The organism is Methanococcoides burtonii DSM 6242, assembly GCF_000013725.1.
Classification (GTDB): Archaea; Halobacteriota; Methanosarcinia; order Methanosarcinales; family Methanosarcinaceae; genus Methanococcoides; species Methanococcoides burtonii.
Genome location: NC_007955.1, coordinates 1213443 through 1231418 on the forward strand (window position 1 = coordinate 1213443; position 17976 = coordinate 1231418).

General features: G+C 42.0%; 13 protein-coding genes, 2 pseudogenes and 1 CRISPR repeat array (1 of these 16 cut by a window edge). Of the genes and pseudogenes, 5 read left to right on the forward strand and 10 right to left on the reverse strand.

Annotated features, from left to right (window positions below; all coding sequences use genetic code 11):
• Positions 1 to 549: a CRISPR direct-repeat array (repeat unit 30 nt; unit sequence GTTAAAATCAGACCTTAGAGGGATTGAAAC); it begins 816 nt to the left of the window's first position.
• A gap of 118 nt (positions 550 to 667) precedes the next feature.
• On the forward strand, positions 668 to 2008 hold the full coding sequence (gene cca / locus MBUR_RS05815) for a CCA tRNA nucleotidyltransferase (RefSeq protein WP_011499202.1): 1341 nt from the start codon (positions 668 to 670) through the stop codon (positions 2006 to 2008).
• A gap of 25 nt (positions 2009 to 2033) precedes the next feature.
• Here the strand turns inward: cca and MBUR_RS05820 are convergent, their stop codons facing one another.
• From MBUR_RS05820 to acs, 6 genes are all read right to left on the reverse strand, one after another.
• Positions 2034 to 2873, reverse strand: coding sequence for a DNA-3-methyladenine glycosylase family protein (locus MBUR_RS05820; protein ID WP_011499203.1), 840 nt, complete (start codon positions 2871 to 2873; stop codon positions 2034 to 2036).
• A 62-nt stretch (positions 2874 to 2935) separates the two neighbouring features.
• Complete coding sequence (locus tag MBUR_RS05825) at positions 2936 to 3526, reverse strand: indolepyruvate oxidoreductase subunit beta (protein WP_011499204.1); 591 nt, start codon at positions 3524 to 3526, stop codon at positions 2936 to 2938.
• Positions 3523 to 5328, reverse strand: a complete 1806-nt coding sequence (gene iorA / locus MBUR_RS05830; protein WP_011499205.1) for an indolepyruvate ferredoxin oxidoreductase subunit alpha — start codon at positions 5326 to 5328, stop codon at positions 3523 to 3525. The genes MBUR_RS05825 and iorA overlap by 4 nt, the downstream gene beginning before the upstream one ends.
• Before the next feature lie 135 nt (positions 5329 to 5463).
• Entirely contained in the window at positions 5464 to 7401 is a 1938-nt protein-coding gene (locus MBUR_RS05835; protein WP_011499206.1) for a hydantoinase/oxoprolinase family protein, read from the reverse strand.
• 45 nt (positions 7402 to 7446) lie between these two features.
• Entirely contained in the window at positions 7447 to 7905 is a 459-nt protein-coding gene (locus tag MBUR_RS05840) for a pyridoxamine 5'-phosphate oxidase family protein (protein WP_011499207.1), read from the reverse strand.
• 1008 nt (positions 7906 to 8913) lie between these two features.
• Complete coding sequence (gene acs / locus MBUR_RS05850; protein ID WP_011499209.1) at positions 8914 to 10803, reverse strand: acetate--CoA ligase; 1890 nt, start codon at positions 10801 to 10803, stop codon at positions 8914 to 8916.
• Positions 10804 to 11187: 384 nt separating this feature from the next.
• Here acs and MBUR_RS13800 point away from each other — a divergent pair.
• A pseudogene (locus tag MBUR_RS13800) lies at positions 11188 to 11319 on the forward strand (ISH3 family transposase); the annotation flags it as partial.
• A 91-nt stretch (positions 11320 to 11410) separates the two neighbouring features.
• On the opposite strand, the gene MBUR_RS14370 reads toward MBUR_RS13800, so the two are convergent.
• The 3 genes and pseudogenes from MBUR_RS14370 to MBUR_RS14735 all read right to left on the reverse strand — a co-directional run bounded on the left by MBUR_RS14370 (position 11411) and on the right by MBUR_RS14735 (position 12676).
• A complete protein-coding gene (locus MBUR_RS14370; protein WP_011499211.1) occupies positions 11411 to 12070 on the reverse strand; it encodes a hypothetical protein in 660 nt (219 codons plus the stop codon).
• A gap of 72 nt (positions 12071 to 12142) precedes the next feature.
• Positions 12143 to 12448, reverse strand: a pseudogene (locus MBUR_RS14730) (pentapeptide repeat-containing protein); the annotation flags it as partial.
• A 24-nt stretch (positions 12449 to 12472) separates the two neighbouring features.
• The gene (locus MBUR_RS14735) at positions 12473 to 12676 is read right to left on the reverse strand and encodes a pentapeptide repeat-containing protein (RefSeq protein ID WP_083754996.1); all 204 of its coding nucleotides are present in this window, start codon (positions 12674 to 12676) and stop codon (positions 12473 to 12475) included.
• A gap of 522 nt (positions 12677 to 13198) precedes the next feature.
• Between MBUR_RS14735 and MBUR_RS05860 the strand changes: the two genes are divergently transcribed.
• The 3 genes from MBUR_RS05860 (at position 13199) to MBUR_RS05870 (ending at position 17320) form a co-directional block, all read left to right on the forward strand.
• Entirely contained in the window at positions 13199 to 13546 is a 348-nt protein-coding gene (locus MBUR_RS05860; protein ID WP_011499212.1) for a MarR family transcriptional regulator, read from the forward strand.
• Positions 13547 to 14164: a 4Fe-4S binding protein gene (locus MBUR_RS05865; RefSeq protein WP_011499213.1), complete on the forward strand. Its 618-nt coding sequence runs from the start codon at positions 13547 to 13549 to the stop codon at positions 14162 to 14164. It begins immediately after the preceding gene.
• Positions 14165 to 14272: 108 nt separating this feature from the next.
• Positions 14273 to 17320 carry an FAD-binding and (Fe-S)-binding domain-containing protein gene (locus tag MBUR_RS05870; RefSeq protein WP_011499214.1) on the forward strand — a complete coding sequence of 1016 codons (3048 nt, stop codon included), beginning with the start codon at positions 14273 to 14275 and terminating at the stop codon, positions 17318 to 17320.
• A 51-nt stretch (positions 17321 to 17371) separates the two neighbouring features.
• Here the strand turns inward: MBUR_RS05870 and MBUR_RS05875 are convergent, their stop codons facing one another.
• On the reverse strand, positions 17372 to 17758 hold the full coding sequence (locus MBUR_RS05875) for a TfoX/Sxy family protein (protein ID WP_011499215.1): 387 nt from the start codon (positions 17756 to 17758) through the stop codon (positions 17372 to 17374).
• Positions 17759 to 17976 lie beyond the last annotated feature (218 nt).

A 17976-nucleotide genomic window follows, 5' to 3' on the forward strand; every position in this document is an offset into this window, starting at 1 on the left:
TGAAACTCACACGTTCCCATAACAGAAATGCACAACACGCAAGTTAAAATCAGACCTTAGAGGGATTGAAACGCTTCCACTGGACATGATTAATCATGATAGATTATAGTTAAAATCAGACCTTAGAGGGATTGAAACAATGTATTGGCAGGTTCGGACATCTCAAGTGGGACTGTTAAAATCAGACCTTAGAGGGATTGAAACGACGATGCAATCTATCGGGTCAGAGCTACCTCCAAGTTAAAATCAGACCTTAGAGGGATTGAAACAGATTATAAAACTTTGGAATTGGATTTGAGATAATAGTTAAAATCAGACCTTAGAGGGATTGAAACTATGTTGCTTCTCCGCTTTTAGCCCACAGTTCAATGGTTAAAATCAGACCTTAGAGGGATTGAAACGGGATTCTCAATCGTCCACTAACATCCAACCAAGGACAGACGATGCAGTTGGCGTTAAAATCAGACCTTAGAGGGATTGAAACATGTTTGTTGACCCCGACGGCGCATTGGGCCATATGTTAAAATCAGACCTTAGAGGGATTAAAATATCATTGTACTTTAACATTATTTTATATTCTACGCAGTTCTAAATTGAAATTGGAGAAATTGAAATATATATTGAGCCACCTATTACCCCTAAGAACACGATTATCGAGAGAACAAACATGGAATCCCTCAAAAAAAGCATTCTGGAAAAGATAAAGCCAACTGAAAAGGAAAGGGAACACCTGACCAAAGTGGCCGATGAGCTGATGTACAAGATAGATTGCCTTACATTCAAGGTCGGTCTGGTAGGTGTAAAAACACAGCTTGTAGGCTCCGCTGCAAGAGGTACCTGGATATCCGGCACACATGACCTTGACATATTCATCACATTTCCGGATGATACCAGCCGTGAAGACCTTGAAAGCTATGGTCTGTCAGTTGGCAGACAGGTGGCAAAGGAGGCGGAACATTGGGATGAACATTATGCTGAACATCCATACGTGAAGATGCGATACAAGGGTTTCGATGTGGATCTGGTCCCTTGTTATAGCGTTTCCAGTGCCAGTTCTATTATTTCGGCAGTGGACAGGACACCTTTCCACAACGAGTTTATCAAGGCAAATCTGAACGGTCTTGAGGATGAGGTTCTGCTTCTCAAGCAGTTCATGAGAGGGACTGGAGTTTATGGCTCAGAGCTCAAGACCGAAGGATTTTCAGGCTATCTGACCGAGCTTCTGGTCATCAATTACGGCTCATTCGAAAAGGTACTGGAAGCAGCATCTAACTGGAGACCGGGTCTGCTTCTCGATATTCTGGAACACGGAAAACTGAAGTTCGAGGACCCTCTGGTCGTCATAGACCCCACAGACCCGAAAAGGAATGTAGCGGCTGCACTCTCTCTGGACAAGTTCTGCACATTTGTTGATATGGCTCGCAGTTTCCTTTGCAATCCGGACGAAAGCATGTTCTTCTCATCTTTGATCCCACCAATATCTGATAATGAGATAGTTGAACGGCTGGAAAAGAAAGGTTCCTCACTACTGGCCATCGTCTTCAAGACACCGGATGTGGTCGATGATATATTCTATCCCCAGTTCGCTAAGATGGAGAACTCGGTGGTCCCAATGCTCGATAAGAACGAATTTACCGTACTCAAAGCTGGAAAATGGAGTGGTGAGGATTCTGTTGTGATGCTGGAACTTATGTCAGGCACTTTGCCGAATGTCAAAATGCACAGAGGTCCTCCGGTATGGGTACGTGATCATGCCGAGAAGTTCAGGGACAAATACGTTGACAATGAGGATGCTTACTCATTTACGATCAAGGATGGTTTCTATGTGGCTGAAATTCCACGAAAGCATATCTCAGCTGTAGAGCTTCTTAAAAAAGAACTTGCGAACTGTTCCCTTGGAAAACACATTTCCAAAAGTGTAAAAGAGGGCTTTGAAATTCTCGAAGGTGAGCAAGTGCTTGAACTGAAAGAAGATGGGTTTAGAAGCTACCTCAAAAGCTGGTTGTGAGCTGAAACAAAACTTATATCTGGAATTAGACCAGGCCTTCAAGCCGTTTCTGGTAGAACAGGTACTGTTGAGCATAACCACAGTACTCACCGAAATAGTGTCTTCCCCATTTTCCTATTTTTGTTTTTGTGGCATTGCCTTCAAAATAGGGGTCGTTTCCGTAATAGGCCTTGACTATCTTCTCGACATGGGTATCCACAGGGAACCCTTCCATTTTCGCAAAAGCGAACAGCAGTATGCAATCAGCCACCTTTTCCCCGATACCCTCCAGCTTCATCAGTTCGTTCTTGGCTTCGCCATAGTCGAGACTGAACAGTTCATCGAGCACAATATCGCCATTGATGACAGCATTCGCAGCTTTAATTATTCTTGCTGTGCGAAATCCCATCTTGCATTCACAAAGATCATCACAACTGGATGCTGCGAGAGCTTCAACTTTTGGGAAACTGTAATGACCTTTCTCAAGTTCTTCCCCGAAGAGTGCTGACAGCATGTATATGTTCTTCTTTATACGGGGGATGTTCGAAGCGGTTGCGAGCATGTAGGAGATCAGACATTCCCAGGGGTCCTGGCGTATAAGTCGCAATCCTCTGTATTTGCTGATGGCGACATCCATGTGCTCATCCTTGTTTATCTGTTTGAATATTGCCGGCAAGTCATCATCCAGTCTGAAATACCTATGAAAAAAGTCCTCATCAAGAGAGGAATCTACCAGAAGGTCACCTGTCTCTGGACTCTGGCTTATGCGTGCAACAACACCATTGATAACGCCTGTCCACCAGTCACCGTCCCTGTCCCAGCGGAATACCTGACCACAGTCCAGTGTATATTCAAGGTTGAGATCTTCTGTTTTGATTGTGTACATCTGTGAACAACTGCCACTTGTTATAGTAAATATATGAAAAAATAAAATGTGAAGTTATGGTCTTATTCGACCATACTTCTCCCCATCTCAAAGGCCTTCACGTTGGTATCGATGGTCTTTGGAGGTACCATCTCTTTTACACGGTTCAGTAGTGTTTCGGTCTTGATGGGCAGGAAGTTGGAGACTGCACCTACAAGGACCACGTTCATAGCCTGTCTGCTTCCGGCCTCTGCCGCTTTCTCGGTCGCGTTGAACGCGATTACTCTGTGGGTCTTTTTGAGTTCCGCTACGATGCTTTCAACATCAGGATACTCTGCCTTTCCAGTGTTAACTGTAACCGGATAAACTGCTTCAGTGTTCATGATGACAACACCATCGTCTGCAAGTGAATCTATATAGCGTAGTGCTTCTACCGGTTCCAGTGCAAGAAGACAGTCTGCACCTTTGAGAGGGATCATGGACCCAAGGTCACAGCCTATACGTATATGGTTGACCACTGAACCGCCACGTTGTGCCATTCCGTGAGTTTCCGCTGCACGAACTCCGTAGTTCTCAAGCACTGCGGACTTTCCGATGATGTCTGAAGCGAGAATTGCTCCCTGTCCTCCGACACCTGATATTACGAGATCGAACTTAGATGCTTTACTGCTCATTTCTGAATCTCCTTTATCGCATCGAATTTACATACTTCTGCACACAGTCCACATCCGGTACACGTTGCATTGATCGTAGACTTCTTGTTCTCTTTGTCAAATTCAATTGCAGGGCAACCAAGGTTCACACACATCCTACAGCCTACACACTTGTCATGGTCTACTTTGAATGGTGTCAGCCTGATACCGGTTCTGCGTGCGTAGATGATACAGGGTTGTTTTGATATTATCACTGATGTGCCTTCGTAATCCTTTGCACGTTTGAATGCTTCGACCGTTGCGTTCACATCGAAGGAATCGACAACTTCGACGAACTCGGCACCGAGTCCGCGACAGAGCTGCTCAAGGTCGATCTCCTTTGTGGTCTCACCTGTAGATGTCAGTCCCATGCCGGGGTTTGGCTGGTGACCGGTCATTGCAGTGATACGGTTGTCCAGAATTGCAACTGTGATGTTCGCCTTATTATATACTGCATTGAGCAATCCGTTCATTCCGGTATGGAAGAACGTTGAATCTCCAATGGAACAGCAGATAGGCTGCTTTTCGCCAGAGTGATAGATGCCTGATGCAACGGTGATACTTCCTCCCATACACAAGGTGGTGTCCACGGTTCCATTCTGTATGCCCAGTGTGTAACATCCAATATCACCTGGGAAGACCGCGTTCTTGCCAAATACCTTTTTCATTGCATAGTAGGTAGCCCTATGTGAACATCCTGCACACATTGCAGGTGGCCTTAGTGGCAGTTCCATTTCGATCTCCTTGATCACCGGCAGACCGGATTCGATTTTGAAAACATCTGCGATGGCCTTTACACAATGGTCAACATTAAGTTCGCCAACTCTTGGGACAGTACCATCTGTCTTTCCGATGATCTTAATGCTGCTTTCCATGTCCTTTGCAATGATCTTGCAACGGTCTTCCACAATAGGCTCAAGTTCTTCGATGACGAGAACGGTATCGACCTGCTCGTACATCCTTTTGATAAGTCCTTCAGGGACCGGGTATGCACCGATCTTCAAGTATGATGCAGATACTCCAAGGTTATCAATAGCTTCCTTTGCATAGACCGAAGCGATACCTGCTGCGATGACTCCGATCCTGGAGGCCTCATTGATGGTAAGTTCGTTCCACGGAGATATCTCAAGCTCTTCCTGGATACCATCCTGTATTGAAAGAAGGTGTGGATGCCTGACAACCGCATTGCTTGGGACCATTACCCAGCGGGATGGGTCCTTCTCGAACTTGGCTTCCACTCTGTGGTCAGTGATCTCACCAAGTTCGATATCTGCCTTGCCGTGTGATATTCTGGTGGTCGGTCTGAATATTACCGGAAGCTCGAACTTTTCGGAAAGCTCAAAGGCATAAGGTATCATGTCCTTTGCTTCCTGTGGAGTGGAAGGGTCGAGACATGGCATAAGTGAGAATTCTGAATATATACGTGAATCCTGCTCATTCTGGGATGAGTGACATCCGGGATCGTCAGCTACAATGACGACCATTCCGCCCTTGACTCCCATGTAGGATAGTGTCATAAGAGGGTCTGCTGCAACGTTCAGACCTACGTGTTTCATGGTAACTACAGAACGCACACCAGTCATGCCAGCTCCTGCAGCAACTTCCATTGCAACTTTTTCATTAACGGACCATTCGACATAAAAGTCGCGTTCCTTCATTTTGGACAACGTATCGACGATCTCAGAAGAAGGCGTACCCGGATATCCGGAAATGACACGTCCTCCTCCTTCCACGATACCGCGTGCGATCGCTACGTTCCCAAGCATATACTCGCGTGTGCTCATATTTTATCTCCTGCCATTCTCATAAATAGGCATTATTAATAAATATGTGGGTGGGATCCGGCAGGAGCTTGTTTTTTGGGATGTCTGATGTTGTACGTTGTTGTATATGTAATTATAATCTCATATTTTTAATTATCAATTTTCGACATCTCCCACCCCTACGAAAACAAGGTTAGTTTCCATCGGAAAAATATCGGCATCATTCATTTTGATATCCTGTTTTATGACCTCTATTTTATGATCCTCTATCTGAAGACCGGAATTATTCAGGTACTCCATCACAAGCCGATTTCCCTCAATGTCTGCTTCCTCAAGAGCCTGGGAGTAAGTTCGGAATCGCTTTCTACCGGTAGGGGTAAACATCATTGTGATTGATTTATTCCCCTCATACACGTTACGAATAAGTATTTCAACTCTCTTAGTGACTTTGCCTACTATAGCACCAACAGCATTTCCAACTTCTGCATATTCAGGTAAAATAATCTCTGCATCAATTGCATCCCGTATATTATCAACGTAAGCCTGAACTGGACCTCCAAGTAAGACCACTGGCACTCCTACCTTGAACTTTGTGATGTATTGATCTTTATTCTCAATTATTTTTTTGATATGGACATGATCAATTTCTCTCAACAGGTATGACATGACATAAGCAGCCATATTTTCACCAAAAACATTTTTAATTTCCTCACAAAATGTTGTGTGATCTGAATGGGTCATTTTGGATAAAATTCCGGCTGCAATTCTGGAAGCTTCACAATCCCATTCCGTATAATCCCCGAGAACATGTAAAGCATCGGTTGGAGTAAATCCAATTGCATGAACAATTTTTTTCTTGATCAAAAGGTCTAGAAATACAGATGATGGCAGCCCATCAGTGAAAATTTCATTGATTGAGGTTGGCTCATCACCGATGCGATCAAACAATTTTTTTTCGGTTTTGCTCATCCTGTCGGTTTTGTGACCTGCTCGTACATAGAATTTAGTTGGCTGTATATTTTCGCATAATTGTATTTTTGAAGGAATAGATGTTCTCTTTAATTTTTCCTTTATTGCAGGCCATTTTGTTGCAGCCATACAAATTGGGATAACTCTGCGTGGTCCAACACTTATTCTTCCATTTTTGATCCAGATGTGACTATCGCCCCCCATTGCTGAAGTTTCCATGCGTATAGCTTTCACTTTCGTCTTCCATCCACCAACGACAGCCCCTTCATCCGTGATCTCTGGGATTCCATCAGTCACTTTTGCAACATCAGTACTGGTACCGCCAACATCGATGACGATACAATCTTTCATTTTTGAAAGATATGATGCACCAACGAGGCTTGCGGCCGGTCCTGTAAATACAGATTCGATCGGATGTTTGAGGGCCTCAACAATACCCACAACAGAACCATCACATTTTAGCATCATGATTTTAGCATCGATTCCACGCCTTTCGATCTCTGAAACCACTGCATTCATGAATTTCGTGGAAATGGGGACCAACTGGGCATCAATGTAAGCTGTTACTCCTCTTTCATAGGATCCCAGTGATTGCGAAAGTTCATGTCCACAAACTACAGGCAATCCTGTCATTTCTTCTATGATCTCTTTAGTTTTTAGTTCATGATCCGGATTCCTGATGCTGAAATGAGAAGAAACCGCAAAAGCTGCTACTTTGTCCTTTGTTTCGAGAATAAAATCCCTGATGTTTTTAGTGTCTAAAGAATGGATCTCCATTCCATTTGAGCTATGACCGCCCTGAACATTAATGGTGTAAGGAATTTTAGAATCTGTAGGTTTAATTACATCACCTATCATGATAAGTGCAACATCATGTCCTGATGATCTTTCCGACACAGTATTTTCAAGAACGGCGTTTGTTGCAAGAGTTGTAGATACAGAGATCTTTGATACATTATTCAAATAAGAAGGGTTCAAAGAATCAAGAGCATTCTGAATTCCAGGAAGTGGATCAGGATATGTAGTGGGTGATTTTGTACTGTCTATTACTTTGCCATCGTCTTCTCTCACGATCACAGCATCGGTGTATGTGCCACCGGCATCAATTCCAAGTCCGTACTTCATACTGTCCCCCATTCCTTCTTCATAAAAACAATTGGCTTTATCTGATTATTCATCATTCATTCCATATTGTCTGCCATGCAAATCATCTATGTCAATACGTATGACTGCCACTCCCTTGACGTCTAGATCATCAATACTGTATTCTTTATTGTGGTAGCGATCAATAATGATCTTAAGACCTTCTTTTATTTCTTTTTCATCTTCCAGAATTGTTGCAGTTCCGTAGCCTACAACGCTTTGGTATTTCATATAATATGAACAGGGTTCATCTGATGGAAGAGTTTCATAAAAAGTATCCACTTCAAAACAAACATTTTTATTTTGTTTTATAAGGTTGATCTTAGTACCTTTTCGGGAACTATGTAAATATATGGTATTATCCTTGTATCCGAATGAGATTGGTACGATGTAAGGCTTTTCATTACTACAAAGTCCCAACCTTAGGTATTGTGCATCTAAAAGTATGTCTTCAAGTGCTTTGTTATCTCTTATTTTTTTACCCATTATACCAAATCCACTTTCTCTAATACAATTTTACAAATAAGAAAATTACTCTCTTTCTTTATATATACCTAAGCTATTGGTATTTTCCAAAGGCATGTGCCTTTTCCAGTAGTGTTAGTATATATGCCATTTTAAAAATATATTCAAATTTAGACCTTTATCTGAAAGAAGGGGGATGCGATTAATGCTCTATCACTATTATATTTTGACAATTGTTCAGAACCAATAAGGCAGTATGTGGAACATCCAGAACATAAATTTGATGGCAAGGTGACAAACAATATTGATATGCAGAAGCCTGAAGGGGATAGGTTTGGATTATACTTGAATATTGAGAAATTTCATGAATGGGTGCTTTGTCTGACTCTCGATGATGTTCGGGAAGGGGGGATTGAACACAGGAGTACGTTGAAACAACTGAAGGACAGAGTTGGGGAATGGGGATTATAGTCTAAATACTAAGGGATAAAGAAAGTAATTGATAGCTTTCTCTAAAATTGATATGAAATAGAAATATTAATGCCTGAAGAAGCGTCCTAAATTTATCTATGACAGAAATTGAAGCTTTCAAAAACAGAGGGGATGAAGGAGGATTGACATCCCCACTCCCAATATTATATTAAGTCGAACCACCACCACCACAGCGTTCGTGCTTTCAGACCGTACCACCGGAGTCGTGAATAACACATAGCTCTTAATATACACTAATCAATTAATCTTATATTAACTTATCGAATATACTTTTGAAGTCATACTACTCATTATTATGAAATCGGAATAAGATCAGGTGTTGTCTACTTTCTCATAAGCCTGAACGAAGCGAGAGAGTTGGTATTGCTGAGAGTTGTAAACAGTTTATTCTCAATGCTCATGTAAGAGAACGCTTTGAACAATGAGAATAACTTGTCTCAAATGATTAATTTTTGTGGAGATCTGCTGCCAGTGAGGTGATGAGGTACGCTCATCACCTCGTTTCACAATCCAGAAGCAAGATCTGGCTGGAGGAACTCAGTCCTCCAATGAGGACACATCCCCAGGATCCATTCCAAGCTCCTGTGCCTTAAGCAACCTTCTCATGATCTTCCCGCTTCGGGTTTTTGGCAGCGAGTCAACAAATTCGATCTCAGAAGGCATTGCAATTGGACCCAGGTTCATCCTTACATGATACAAAAGATCAAGCTTCAGTTTATCGGATGAGTTGAAGCCCATGCGAAGTATGACGAAAGCTTTGATGGAATCCCCTTTAAGAGGATCAGGTTTTCCTATTACAGCAGCTTCAGCCACAGCTTCATGGGATACAAGTGCACTCTCTACCTCTGCACTTCCAATATTGTGACCGGCAACGATAAGGACATCGTCGGCACGTCCCTGTATCATGATATAACCATCCTCATCCTTTACGGCAAGATCACCTGCACTGTAGTAATTCTTGATAGTTGTCCAATACTGGCGATATCTTTCATCATTACCATAAACGGTCCTCATCATGGAAGGCCAGGGTTGCTTTATTACAAGGAAACCACCTGTTCCTGCAGGCACCGGGTCACCATTCTCATCTACAACATCAACAACCACACCTGGTACAGGTCTTCCTGTGAATCCCGGTTTCATGGGCTCTCCAACCGCTGTGGTGAGCATGTGCATACCCGTCTCCGTCTGCCACCAGGTATCCAGAACAGGGCATTTTTCTTTGCCGATCACACGATAATACCACTTGAACGCTTCTGGGTTCAGTGGTTCGCCAACAGAACCTAGTATTCTCAGGGAACTCAGATTGTATTTCCCAGGCCATTCCTCTCCCATCCTCATGAACATGCGTACCGCTGTTGGTGCCGTATAGAAGACGCTCACATCAAACTCCTCTATCATGCTCCACCAGACTCCCGGATCAGGGTAGTCAGGTGTTGTCTCAGAAATGAGGATCGTTGCACCCATGGAAAGGGGACCATAGACAATGTAGCTGTGACCCGTGATCCAGCCAGGGTCTGCAGTACACCACAGGACATCATTATCCTTGAGGTCTAAAACGTTCTTTGTGGTGTAGTATGTGCCTACCATGTAGCCACCGCAAGTATGAACTATCCCCTTGGCCGGACCGGTTGTTCCGCTGGTGTAGAGAATGAACAATGGGTCCTCGGAATCCATTATTTCAGGCTCACACTCTTTCTCCACATCTTCCATTATCTCATAGAAGTCAACCTCTATCTCAGAAAAGAGTTCAATTTGAGGTGTCATTCTTCTCAGGACCACTATCTTCTCAACGCATGACGCATTAACCACAGCTTCATCCACAAGGGACTTCAGGTCAATGCGCTTACCACGCCGAATGCTTGCATCTGCAGTAATGACGACTTTTGCCTGTGCATCCTTTATCCTGGAATGCAATGCTTTAGCACCAAAGCCTCCGAACACGACACTATGGATCGCACCGATACGTGCACATGCCAGCATGGCCACGATCTGCTCAGGGACCTGTGGCATGTATATGCATACCGTGTCACCTTTCCCAACGCCCAAAGATTTGAGACCATTGGAAAATCTCATGACATCGCGGTAAAGCTGACGATATGTGATAACCTGTTCTTCTCCATTATCACCTACCCAGATCATTGCAACTTTGTTCCTTCTCCCATTGAAGACATGGCGGTCAAGGCAGTTGTGGGTGATGTTCATTTTGGCATTGGTGAACCATTTTGCATAGGGATGGTCCCATTCCATCACCTTGTCCCACTTTTCGAACCATTCAAGTTCCTCTGCAACATTTTCCCAGTGTTTTTCAGGATCCTTGAGAGATTCACTATAAACCTTTTCATAATCCTGCATCCAGGAATTTTCCTTTACCGATGGATCAGGAAAATAGCTTTTACTATCCAGCTTAACGTCAAATTTTTCAGACATGTTCTATCTGTTCCTAACTATTATTCATTATATATTTCACATGACCTGACCTAGTTTCAGATCAATTGAACTCATCTCTGGAACCATAGAATAAACTCCACCAGGCAAAAATTAAGCCGGTTGATATGGATGTTCATGGAACCAAATAAGGAAGAGATAATGAAACCATAGGTCAATAGTTCCCATCCATCACGAATAATAATGAAAGATGTATATGCCTGTTGTGGTCTCTGGATCGAAATGAAGAAAACGTGACCTTAAAAGAACGCTGAAAAAGAATTTCAGGGGAAATGTACTTGATTTACTTTCCCAATAACATTTTGATCATGTAAACCCCAACAACCAGAATCAATAGGCATTGCAAGGATGGGGACTGAGAATGTATTTCATGAAGTAAAAAGAGGACCAAAGACGATTGAATATGATATGTTTAGATTTGATCAGTTTGTTCATTTAATTGTGGAATGGGTGAGAAGAAAGTTGAAAGCAAAGCTAAATGTTAAGTGTTTTAGGTGAATATGAGGATTTTATGGGGGGGGCGGAAATATTAGTGAAGCACTGAATTTAGGGATTTAATGATTCTTGTTGTTACTACCTATTTCTATAATTATTGATGTCTTATTTTATTACCTAAAATAAATCCAAGTAATCCGATCAATAATATGCTTATTATTGTTTGTAATAGACTAATAAACTGAATTCGATTAGGTACATTTGTCAATTCTTCGGGATTAATCGTTACCATTCTTTGAAAACTTATCCATAATGCCTGGTAAATGGATGTTAAGGATAGCGCAAAGTAATAGATGATGGCAAAAAGTAGGAATGTAGCAAATAAAGTTCGTGTTATTCTTGTCAAACTTTCACCATATTTACATAAAATATCGGCAAGATAACTCAAAAATATTTGGAACGAAATCTTAAATTTTGTATAATATGATATATAATTTGAGTTTTTTTTCTTTATCTCTAATTCATTTTTCAATCGTTCGCGCTCAATCCTTTTGGCTTGCACATAAGCCCAATTGGAATCTTGCATATAACCTTTAGTTAGCCAAAACCCACTTAGATATCTAAAGATATCTTCTGCATCTGTAAATCTGTCATTTAAAGATTCTTCTGGCTTCCAATCTCTGCCTTTTATACCACTCTCTTTTGAATATTCCAGGAAGTCTCTGTAAGAATCTTCATCTTGCTGTAGGATTCTTTCATCTTTAAGGTTTTCTTTTCTTATAGTTGCACCTTCGCTAAAATACGTATAATGCAAGCTACTATTGCTTATTTTACAATATCGAAAAACGACTACACCCTTGAAAAGAGTTCTGTAAAAGTCACAATATTTAATAGTTGAGTCTTGAAATGTTGCCAGATTAATATCAGAATATTTAAAATCACTCCATGAAATCTTAGCCTTACGAAATCTAGATTCAATTAGTTTACATCTTCTAAAATTAATATTTTTAAGTATGGATAAATCAAAATTACAGTTTATTAATAGTGCTTTTTCAAATGTAACATCTTCAAGTTGAGCATTTTTAAAAACAACATCATATATTTGTGATGGGCTATAGTTACATTCTTTGATATGTGTGCCCTCAAATGATACATTTTCAAGGTATATATCTTTAAATGCAACATGTTTAATACTCGATAGAGTAAAATTGCAGTCCTATATATCTGCGTTTTCAAACGTTACATTTTCAAGTTGAGCATCTCTAAATGTTACATTTTTAATCTTTGATGAATCAAGATTGCAGTTTTTTATAATTGCATTGTCAAATGTTACATTTTCAAGTTGAGCGCCTTTGAATGTAACATTATCAAGTATTCTACCTTGCTGACCTTCCTTAGAAAAGATTACATTTTTAATAATGTAATCTGAGAAATCACACCCATTTACATCTGTTTCGGACTAATCTTTATTTTCGATGCGTTTAGTCTCTAAAGACTTTTTTTCACAATCACAATCCAAATAAACTTGAATGTTTATTTCAATACCCCCAATTATCTATAAGATTCTAACTATTTAAAAATCTCGCTATGGTCTAGTGATTCTTTATAAATTGGAATTTTCAGCATCCTGATGTTTGTTGATTTAAAAACCGAAAACAGGTTTTGTGACATTAATTTAAGATATTCAGTGGGGTATATGGCTTCAGAATAGTAAGGAAAATATGAGTTGTTTTAGGATAACTTCCTGATGCATAATCTTATTTTTTGAGGCACTTTATATAAATTCAATTCAAATTTAAATAACTAATGCATTTGAAAAACTGCCAAAACACCACAGTTATCCACGGTACTGCCAAAACCATCCTTCCTTTCTCAGTACTTAACCACGCTTATATAAGGCTGTGATAATGTAGCAGTACTGACAATTAATGGCGGTGATTCAATGATAGACTTCGCATGTAAAGAATTCAAAATTAAAGATGTGATAAAATGTGCTCTGAACCTGACAAGGGCTGACATGAAAGTATTGGAGTACTTCTTTGAAGAACCCGATAATTGGAGCAAAACGGAACGTATAGCAACTCATATGGAACTCGATCTCTCAACGGTCCAGAGGTCTGTCAAGAAGCTGCATGAAAAGAAAATACTTACACGATCACAGAACAATCTCGATGGGGGCGGTTATTCATTCATTTACAAAATCAACAACAAGAAAGAGATCAAGGAACTGATTATGGGAATTGTCAGCAAATGGGCGGCAAAAGTAGAACAGGAACTGGAGGATTGGTAAATGCTTAAAATAACACCTTATCTTGGTTCATTGGTAGTGATCGTTTCCATTGCCGGTCTCTGGTATCCGATACTTGGTTACTTTATGCTAATCGTCATGGGCACATTGTTCGTAACGAGCATCTTCAGAGGACGTTGGTTCTGTGGAAATCTCTGTCCACGTGGGAGCTACTTCGATTACGGTATCATCAAGATCTCAAAGAAAAGAAAGATCCCCAAGATCCTGTCAAGCATGTGGGTAAGGATACCTGCATTCACTCTCATGATGACCCTCATGATATACCGCATCTCAGTGACATTTGCAGCACAGAACACCTTCGAACTCATCGGTGTCATCCTTGTTTCAATGTGTCTTACGACCACGATCATTGGTACACTACTTGGAAGCTACTTCAACACAAGGTCCTGGTGCAACGCTTGTCCAATGGGAACTATGCAGAGGATCATCGGCGGTAAGAAATACCAGCTTAAGATGGACCATGAGGCATGTGTTGACTGCAAACTCTGTGAAAAGGTCTGCCCAATGGAACTTGAAGTTCGTGATATCGGAAACAACCCGGACTGTATCAAATGTGGTCGATGTATTGACGTTTGTCCCAAAGATGCACTTTCATTCTGAATGGAGATGATCGGTTTCCAATTTCATTTTTTTTAAATTGGAATCTACATTAACTACACTTAATAATTTTATATTGAATGACTACCCAACCTATAAGGGGGAGAACATATGGCAAGAAACACAGCAGATCTGAATTCCTCTCAGCAGGAAGAAATTACCGCCATATTTGGCGATCGTGTGAACTTAAGCAAAAGAGAAAGACACTTCTATTGTCACGATGTCGGTGCGTTGCCGTCAATGGCAAAGATGATGTTAGGCAATACAGATCCTGCTGCGATTGTAAAATTGCGTACCGAGGATGATATTGTCAAACTGATGGAATTCGCGCGAAAATATTCTATTCCTATCGTCCCCCGTGCAGGTGCATCATCCGGTTATGGTGGTGTCATTCCTACAAAAGGTGGTATCGTTGCAGACGTTAATCTGCTGAACGACATTGTGTCCATCGATACTGAGAACATGACAGTTACCGTTGGAGCTGGTATCATTTGGGAACGTCTTGAAAGAAAGCTCAACAAAGAGAACCTCTCTGTATGTTCCATGCCTTCAAGTGCTCCGGCAGCAACGGTCGGTGGCTGGCTTGCACAGAACGGTATCGGTTATGGCAGCTATGAATATGGCTGGTCCCAGGATACAATGATCTCTGCAAGGGCAGTATTGCCAAACGGTGAGATCAGGGATTTCTCAGGTGATGAAATGGATGCTCTCATTGGAAGTATGGGAACTATAGGCATCATCACTCAGATCACCCTTAATATAAGAAACAAAGAAGACACCGCTATAATCTCTGCGGAATTTGCTGATCCGGCATCCATGCAGAAATCTCTCCAGGCGGTAAAAGAAGCAAAAGTGCCGCTGTGGTCTATTGCATTTATAAATCCCGATTGGGCAGGCATGAAAAATGAAATGCCGTTTTCTACCCATCATAGCGAACCGGTTGTTGAGGACAGACCGGAATTACCCAAGTCATATATTTGTAACTTCATTTATCCTGAGTCAAGGGATGTTAGTGCCCTTGAAAATATTATCACCAGCAATGGTGGAAAAGTCCTTTCTGATGCCATCTCCAAACATGAAGCTGGAGAATGGTTCCGTTCCATGAAGGTAAAGAGGCTCGGTCCTTCCTTTATTCCTGCAGAGATAATCGTACCTCTGGACAAGGTGGGCAAAGTTGTCAGTGAGATCAAGCAGAAGATCGATCTTCCTGTACTTATGGAAGGTATGGTGGCAAAGGACGGCAATGTCATACTGCTTTGTTTCATACCTCACTCAGAAAGGTCGTTCAAGTTCAACCTCGCTTTCACCCTGGGTATCAGTATCGTCAAGATCGCTGAGGATAACGGCGGAAGGATATACGCTTCAGGTCTTTACTTTGCAAAAGAGGCAGAGAAGGTCTATGGTAACCGTCTCAAGAAGATGCTTGACCTCAAACAACAGGTCGATCCTGCTGACATAATGAACCCTGAAACAATTACGGGTAAAGGAATTCTCAAGACCGGTATCACATTATCAAAAGCATTCGAGCCAATGATGAGGTTCGTGGGTAACCGTAGTGGTGTCGGGGTTGAGAAGTTCACTAAACAGAAGGACATTGAAGCCGACATTGTTTCTCATGCTTACACCTGTGCTCAATGTGGTTATTGTGTCGAGGAATGTGACCAGTACTACGGTCGTGGCTGGGAATCCCAGTCTCCAAGAGGCAAGTGGTTCTTCATCAAGGAATACCTCGCCGGCAGGGACAAGATGACACAGGAGCAGGTGGACACTTTCCTTGCCTGTACTACCTGTGAGCTTTGTGACCACAGATGCCAGCTCGACCTTCCAATAAATGATTCCTGGATGACCCTGAGGAAAGAACTGGTACTGAACCGTGGCAAGATGACCATCCCGCCATTCGAGATAATGGCTTCCAGTTTGCTCAAAGAGCGAAATATCTGGGGAGAATATCTTAAGAATAGGGAAGAATGGATCCCTGAAGACCTTAAGCCAAAGATCAAGGACAAGGCCGAATACGCCTACTTCGCAGGATGTACTGCATCCTTTGTGGAGAAGGATATTGCTGAGGCTTCAGTCCGTCTGCTCACAGATGCAGGTCTGGAGATAACATATCTCGGCAAGGAAGAGTCATGTTGTGGTATCCCTATGCTTGCAGCTGGTAAGTGGGATGTTTTCGAAAAGATCATGAGGATGAACATCGAGAACATGAAGAAGAAAGGTGTTAAGACCGTTATCACTTCCTGTCCTGCATGCTGGTTGGTATGGGACACATTCTATCGCCAGTGGGCGGAGAAGCTCGGTATTGAATACGACTTCGAGGCCAAACACTATTCACAGGTGCTGGAGGACAAGCTCGATGTGCTTTCGGAGAAGTTCGTCAAGCCACTCGATAAGGTAGTGACCATACACGATGCATGTCACATGGGTCGTGCAGGCGGAATCTACGAACCCCCAAGAAACCTTATTAAAGCAGTACCCGGCGTTGATTTCCGTGAAATGGAACACAACAGGGAGAACGGTCATTGCTGTGGTTCAGTGCTCACACTGGTCGCTAATCCGGAAGTTGCGAGTGTTGTTGGTAACATGCGACTGAAGGAAGCCGAGGATATCGGTGCCGAGATCATGGTTGCAGCCTGTCCATGCTGTCAGGTACAGTTGAGGATAGCTGCCGAGAACAGTGGCAGTCCGGTGGACGTTCAGGATCTTTCGGCAACGGTTGCCCGTAGTCTTGGGTATGATATACCTGACACGACAAACGCTGCACTCACAGCCTGGTTAACGTTCGACCAGATGATCCATCTGCTAAGACCTGAGAACATGACCGACCTGATGGTAGAGCTGCTTCCAGAGATGATGGCTGCAATGCCTGCTCCGCTGCGTGGTATGATGAAGATGGTAAAGTATGTACCAGGCATGGACCTCATGATGAAGCCAATGATGCCTATCATGATGCCAATGCTTCTGCCAGGCATAATGCCAAAGGTCATGCCAGAGATGCTCGAAGCTGTGGGAAGGCGTGTTCAGATGTCCGATGATCTGAGAGAACAGATGCCTGACCTCATGCCAGAAGCGATGGGGAACCTGATGCCTAACATGCTTCCACAGATCGTTCCGCTGTTGACTCCGAGGATGATCAAGTACATCAAGGAAGATATGTAAGTTAAAACAGGAATATATGAATAAAAAAGGATGGGGATAATGCAGATCGCATCAATCTTTCGTCCTTTTTGTTTTCTTTGAAGTTTTTTCCTTTTTCTCTTTTTTTGGAAGTGAACTCACATAAGTATAGGATATATCCAGCCATTTCCTTAACTCCATCTCATCATCGTAAACAGATGGTGGAAGGATTGCATATTCTCTCATTCGCCTGCCATTTGGTGTGAAAGGTGTTGCTTCATCGTGTTCAGCATACAATTTTTGCTGGTCCTCTTCTTTAAGGCGCAGCATTATGCCATCGCCATGAACGCCCACGAACATGTTTCCCTTCACAAAATGAACTGGACTGCCGAACATCTTCCTGAACTCAGCATCGTATTCTGCTACGTATTCCCCAACCAGTTCCCCAAGTTCTTCAGAAGCCTTTTTCCATTTTCTCATACTAAAAACTATCAGGAAGATAAGATATATAGATAACGTCAGGAATTATTTGACCTTAATATTTTGTATTCTTCACAGGAGGGTATTAAGCTATTGTTTTCAAGCTAAAACATCCCACATTTATAATTAAGTAAGCCCAATTTAATCTTATTATCCTTTATTTCTGTCAGATATATGTTGTGTATTTGGAACAATTCATGTTATTTTGAAATATCTTA

Excerpts from the sequence above, each read along its gene's own strand:
- MBUR_RS05840 (WP_011499207.1), bottom strand. The coding sequence starts at position 7,905 with ATGGGTAAAAAAATAAGAGATAACAAAGCACTTGAAGACATACTTTTA.
- iorA (WP_011499205.1), bottom strand. The coding sequence starts at position 5,328 with ATGAGCACACGCGAGTATATGCTTGGGAACGTAGCGATCGCACGCGGT.
- MBUR_RS05870 (WP_011499214.1), top strand. The coding sequence starts at position 14,273 with ATGGCAAGAAACACAGCAGATCTGAATTCCTCTCAGCAGGAAGAAATT.
- acs (WP_011499209.1), bottom strand. The coding sequence starts at position 10,803 with ATGTCTGAAAAATTTGACGTTAAGCTGGATAGTAAAAGCTATTTTCCT.
- MBUR_RS05860 (WP_011499212.1), top strand. The coding sequence starts at position 13,199 with ATGATAGACTTCGCATGTAAAGAATTCAAAATTAAAGATGTGATAAAA.
- MBUR_RS05820 (WP_011499203.1), bottom strand. The coding sequence starts at position 2,873 with ATGTACACAATCAAAACAGAAGATCTCAACCTTGAATATACACTGGAC.
- cca (WP_011499202.1), top strand. The coding sequence starts at position 668 with ATGGAATCCCTCAAAAAAAGCATTCTGGAAAAGATAAAGCCAACTGAA.
- MBUR_RS05835 (WP_011499206.1), bottom strand. The coding sequence starts at position 7,401 with ATGAAGTACGGACTTGGAATTGATGCCGGTGGCACATACACCGATGCT.
- MBUR_RS05875 (WP_011499215.1), bottom strand. The coding sequence starts at position 17,758 with ATGAGAAAATGGAAAAAGGCTTCTGAAGAACTTGGGGAACTGGTTGGG.
- MBUR_RS05825 (WP_011499204.1), bottom strand. The coding sequence starts at position 3,526 with ATGAGCAGTAAAGCATCTAAGTTCGATCTCGTAATATCAGGTGTCGGA.
- MBUR_RS05865 (WP_011499213.1), top strand. The coding sequence starts at position 13,547 with ATGCTTAAAATAACACCTTATCTTGGTTCATTGGTAGTGATCGTTTCC.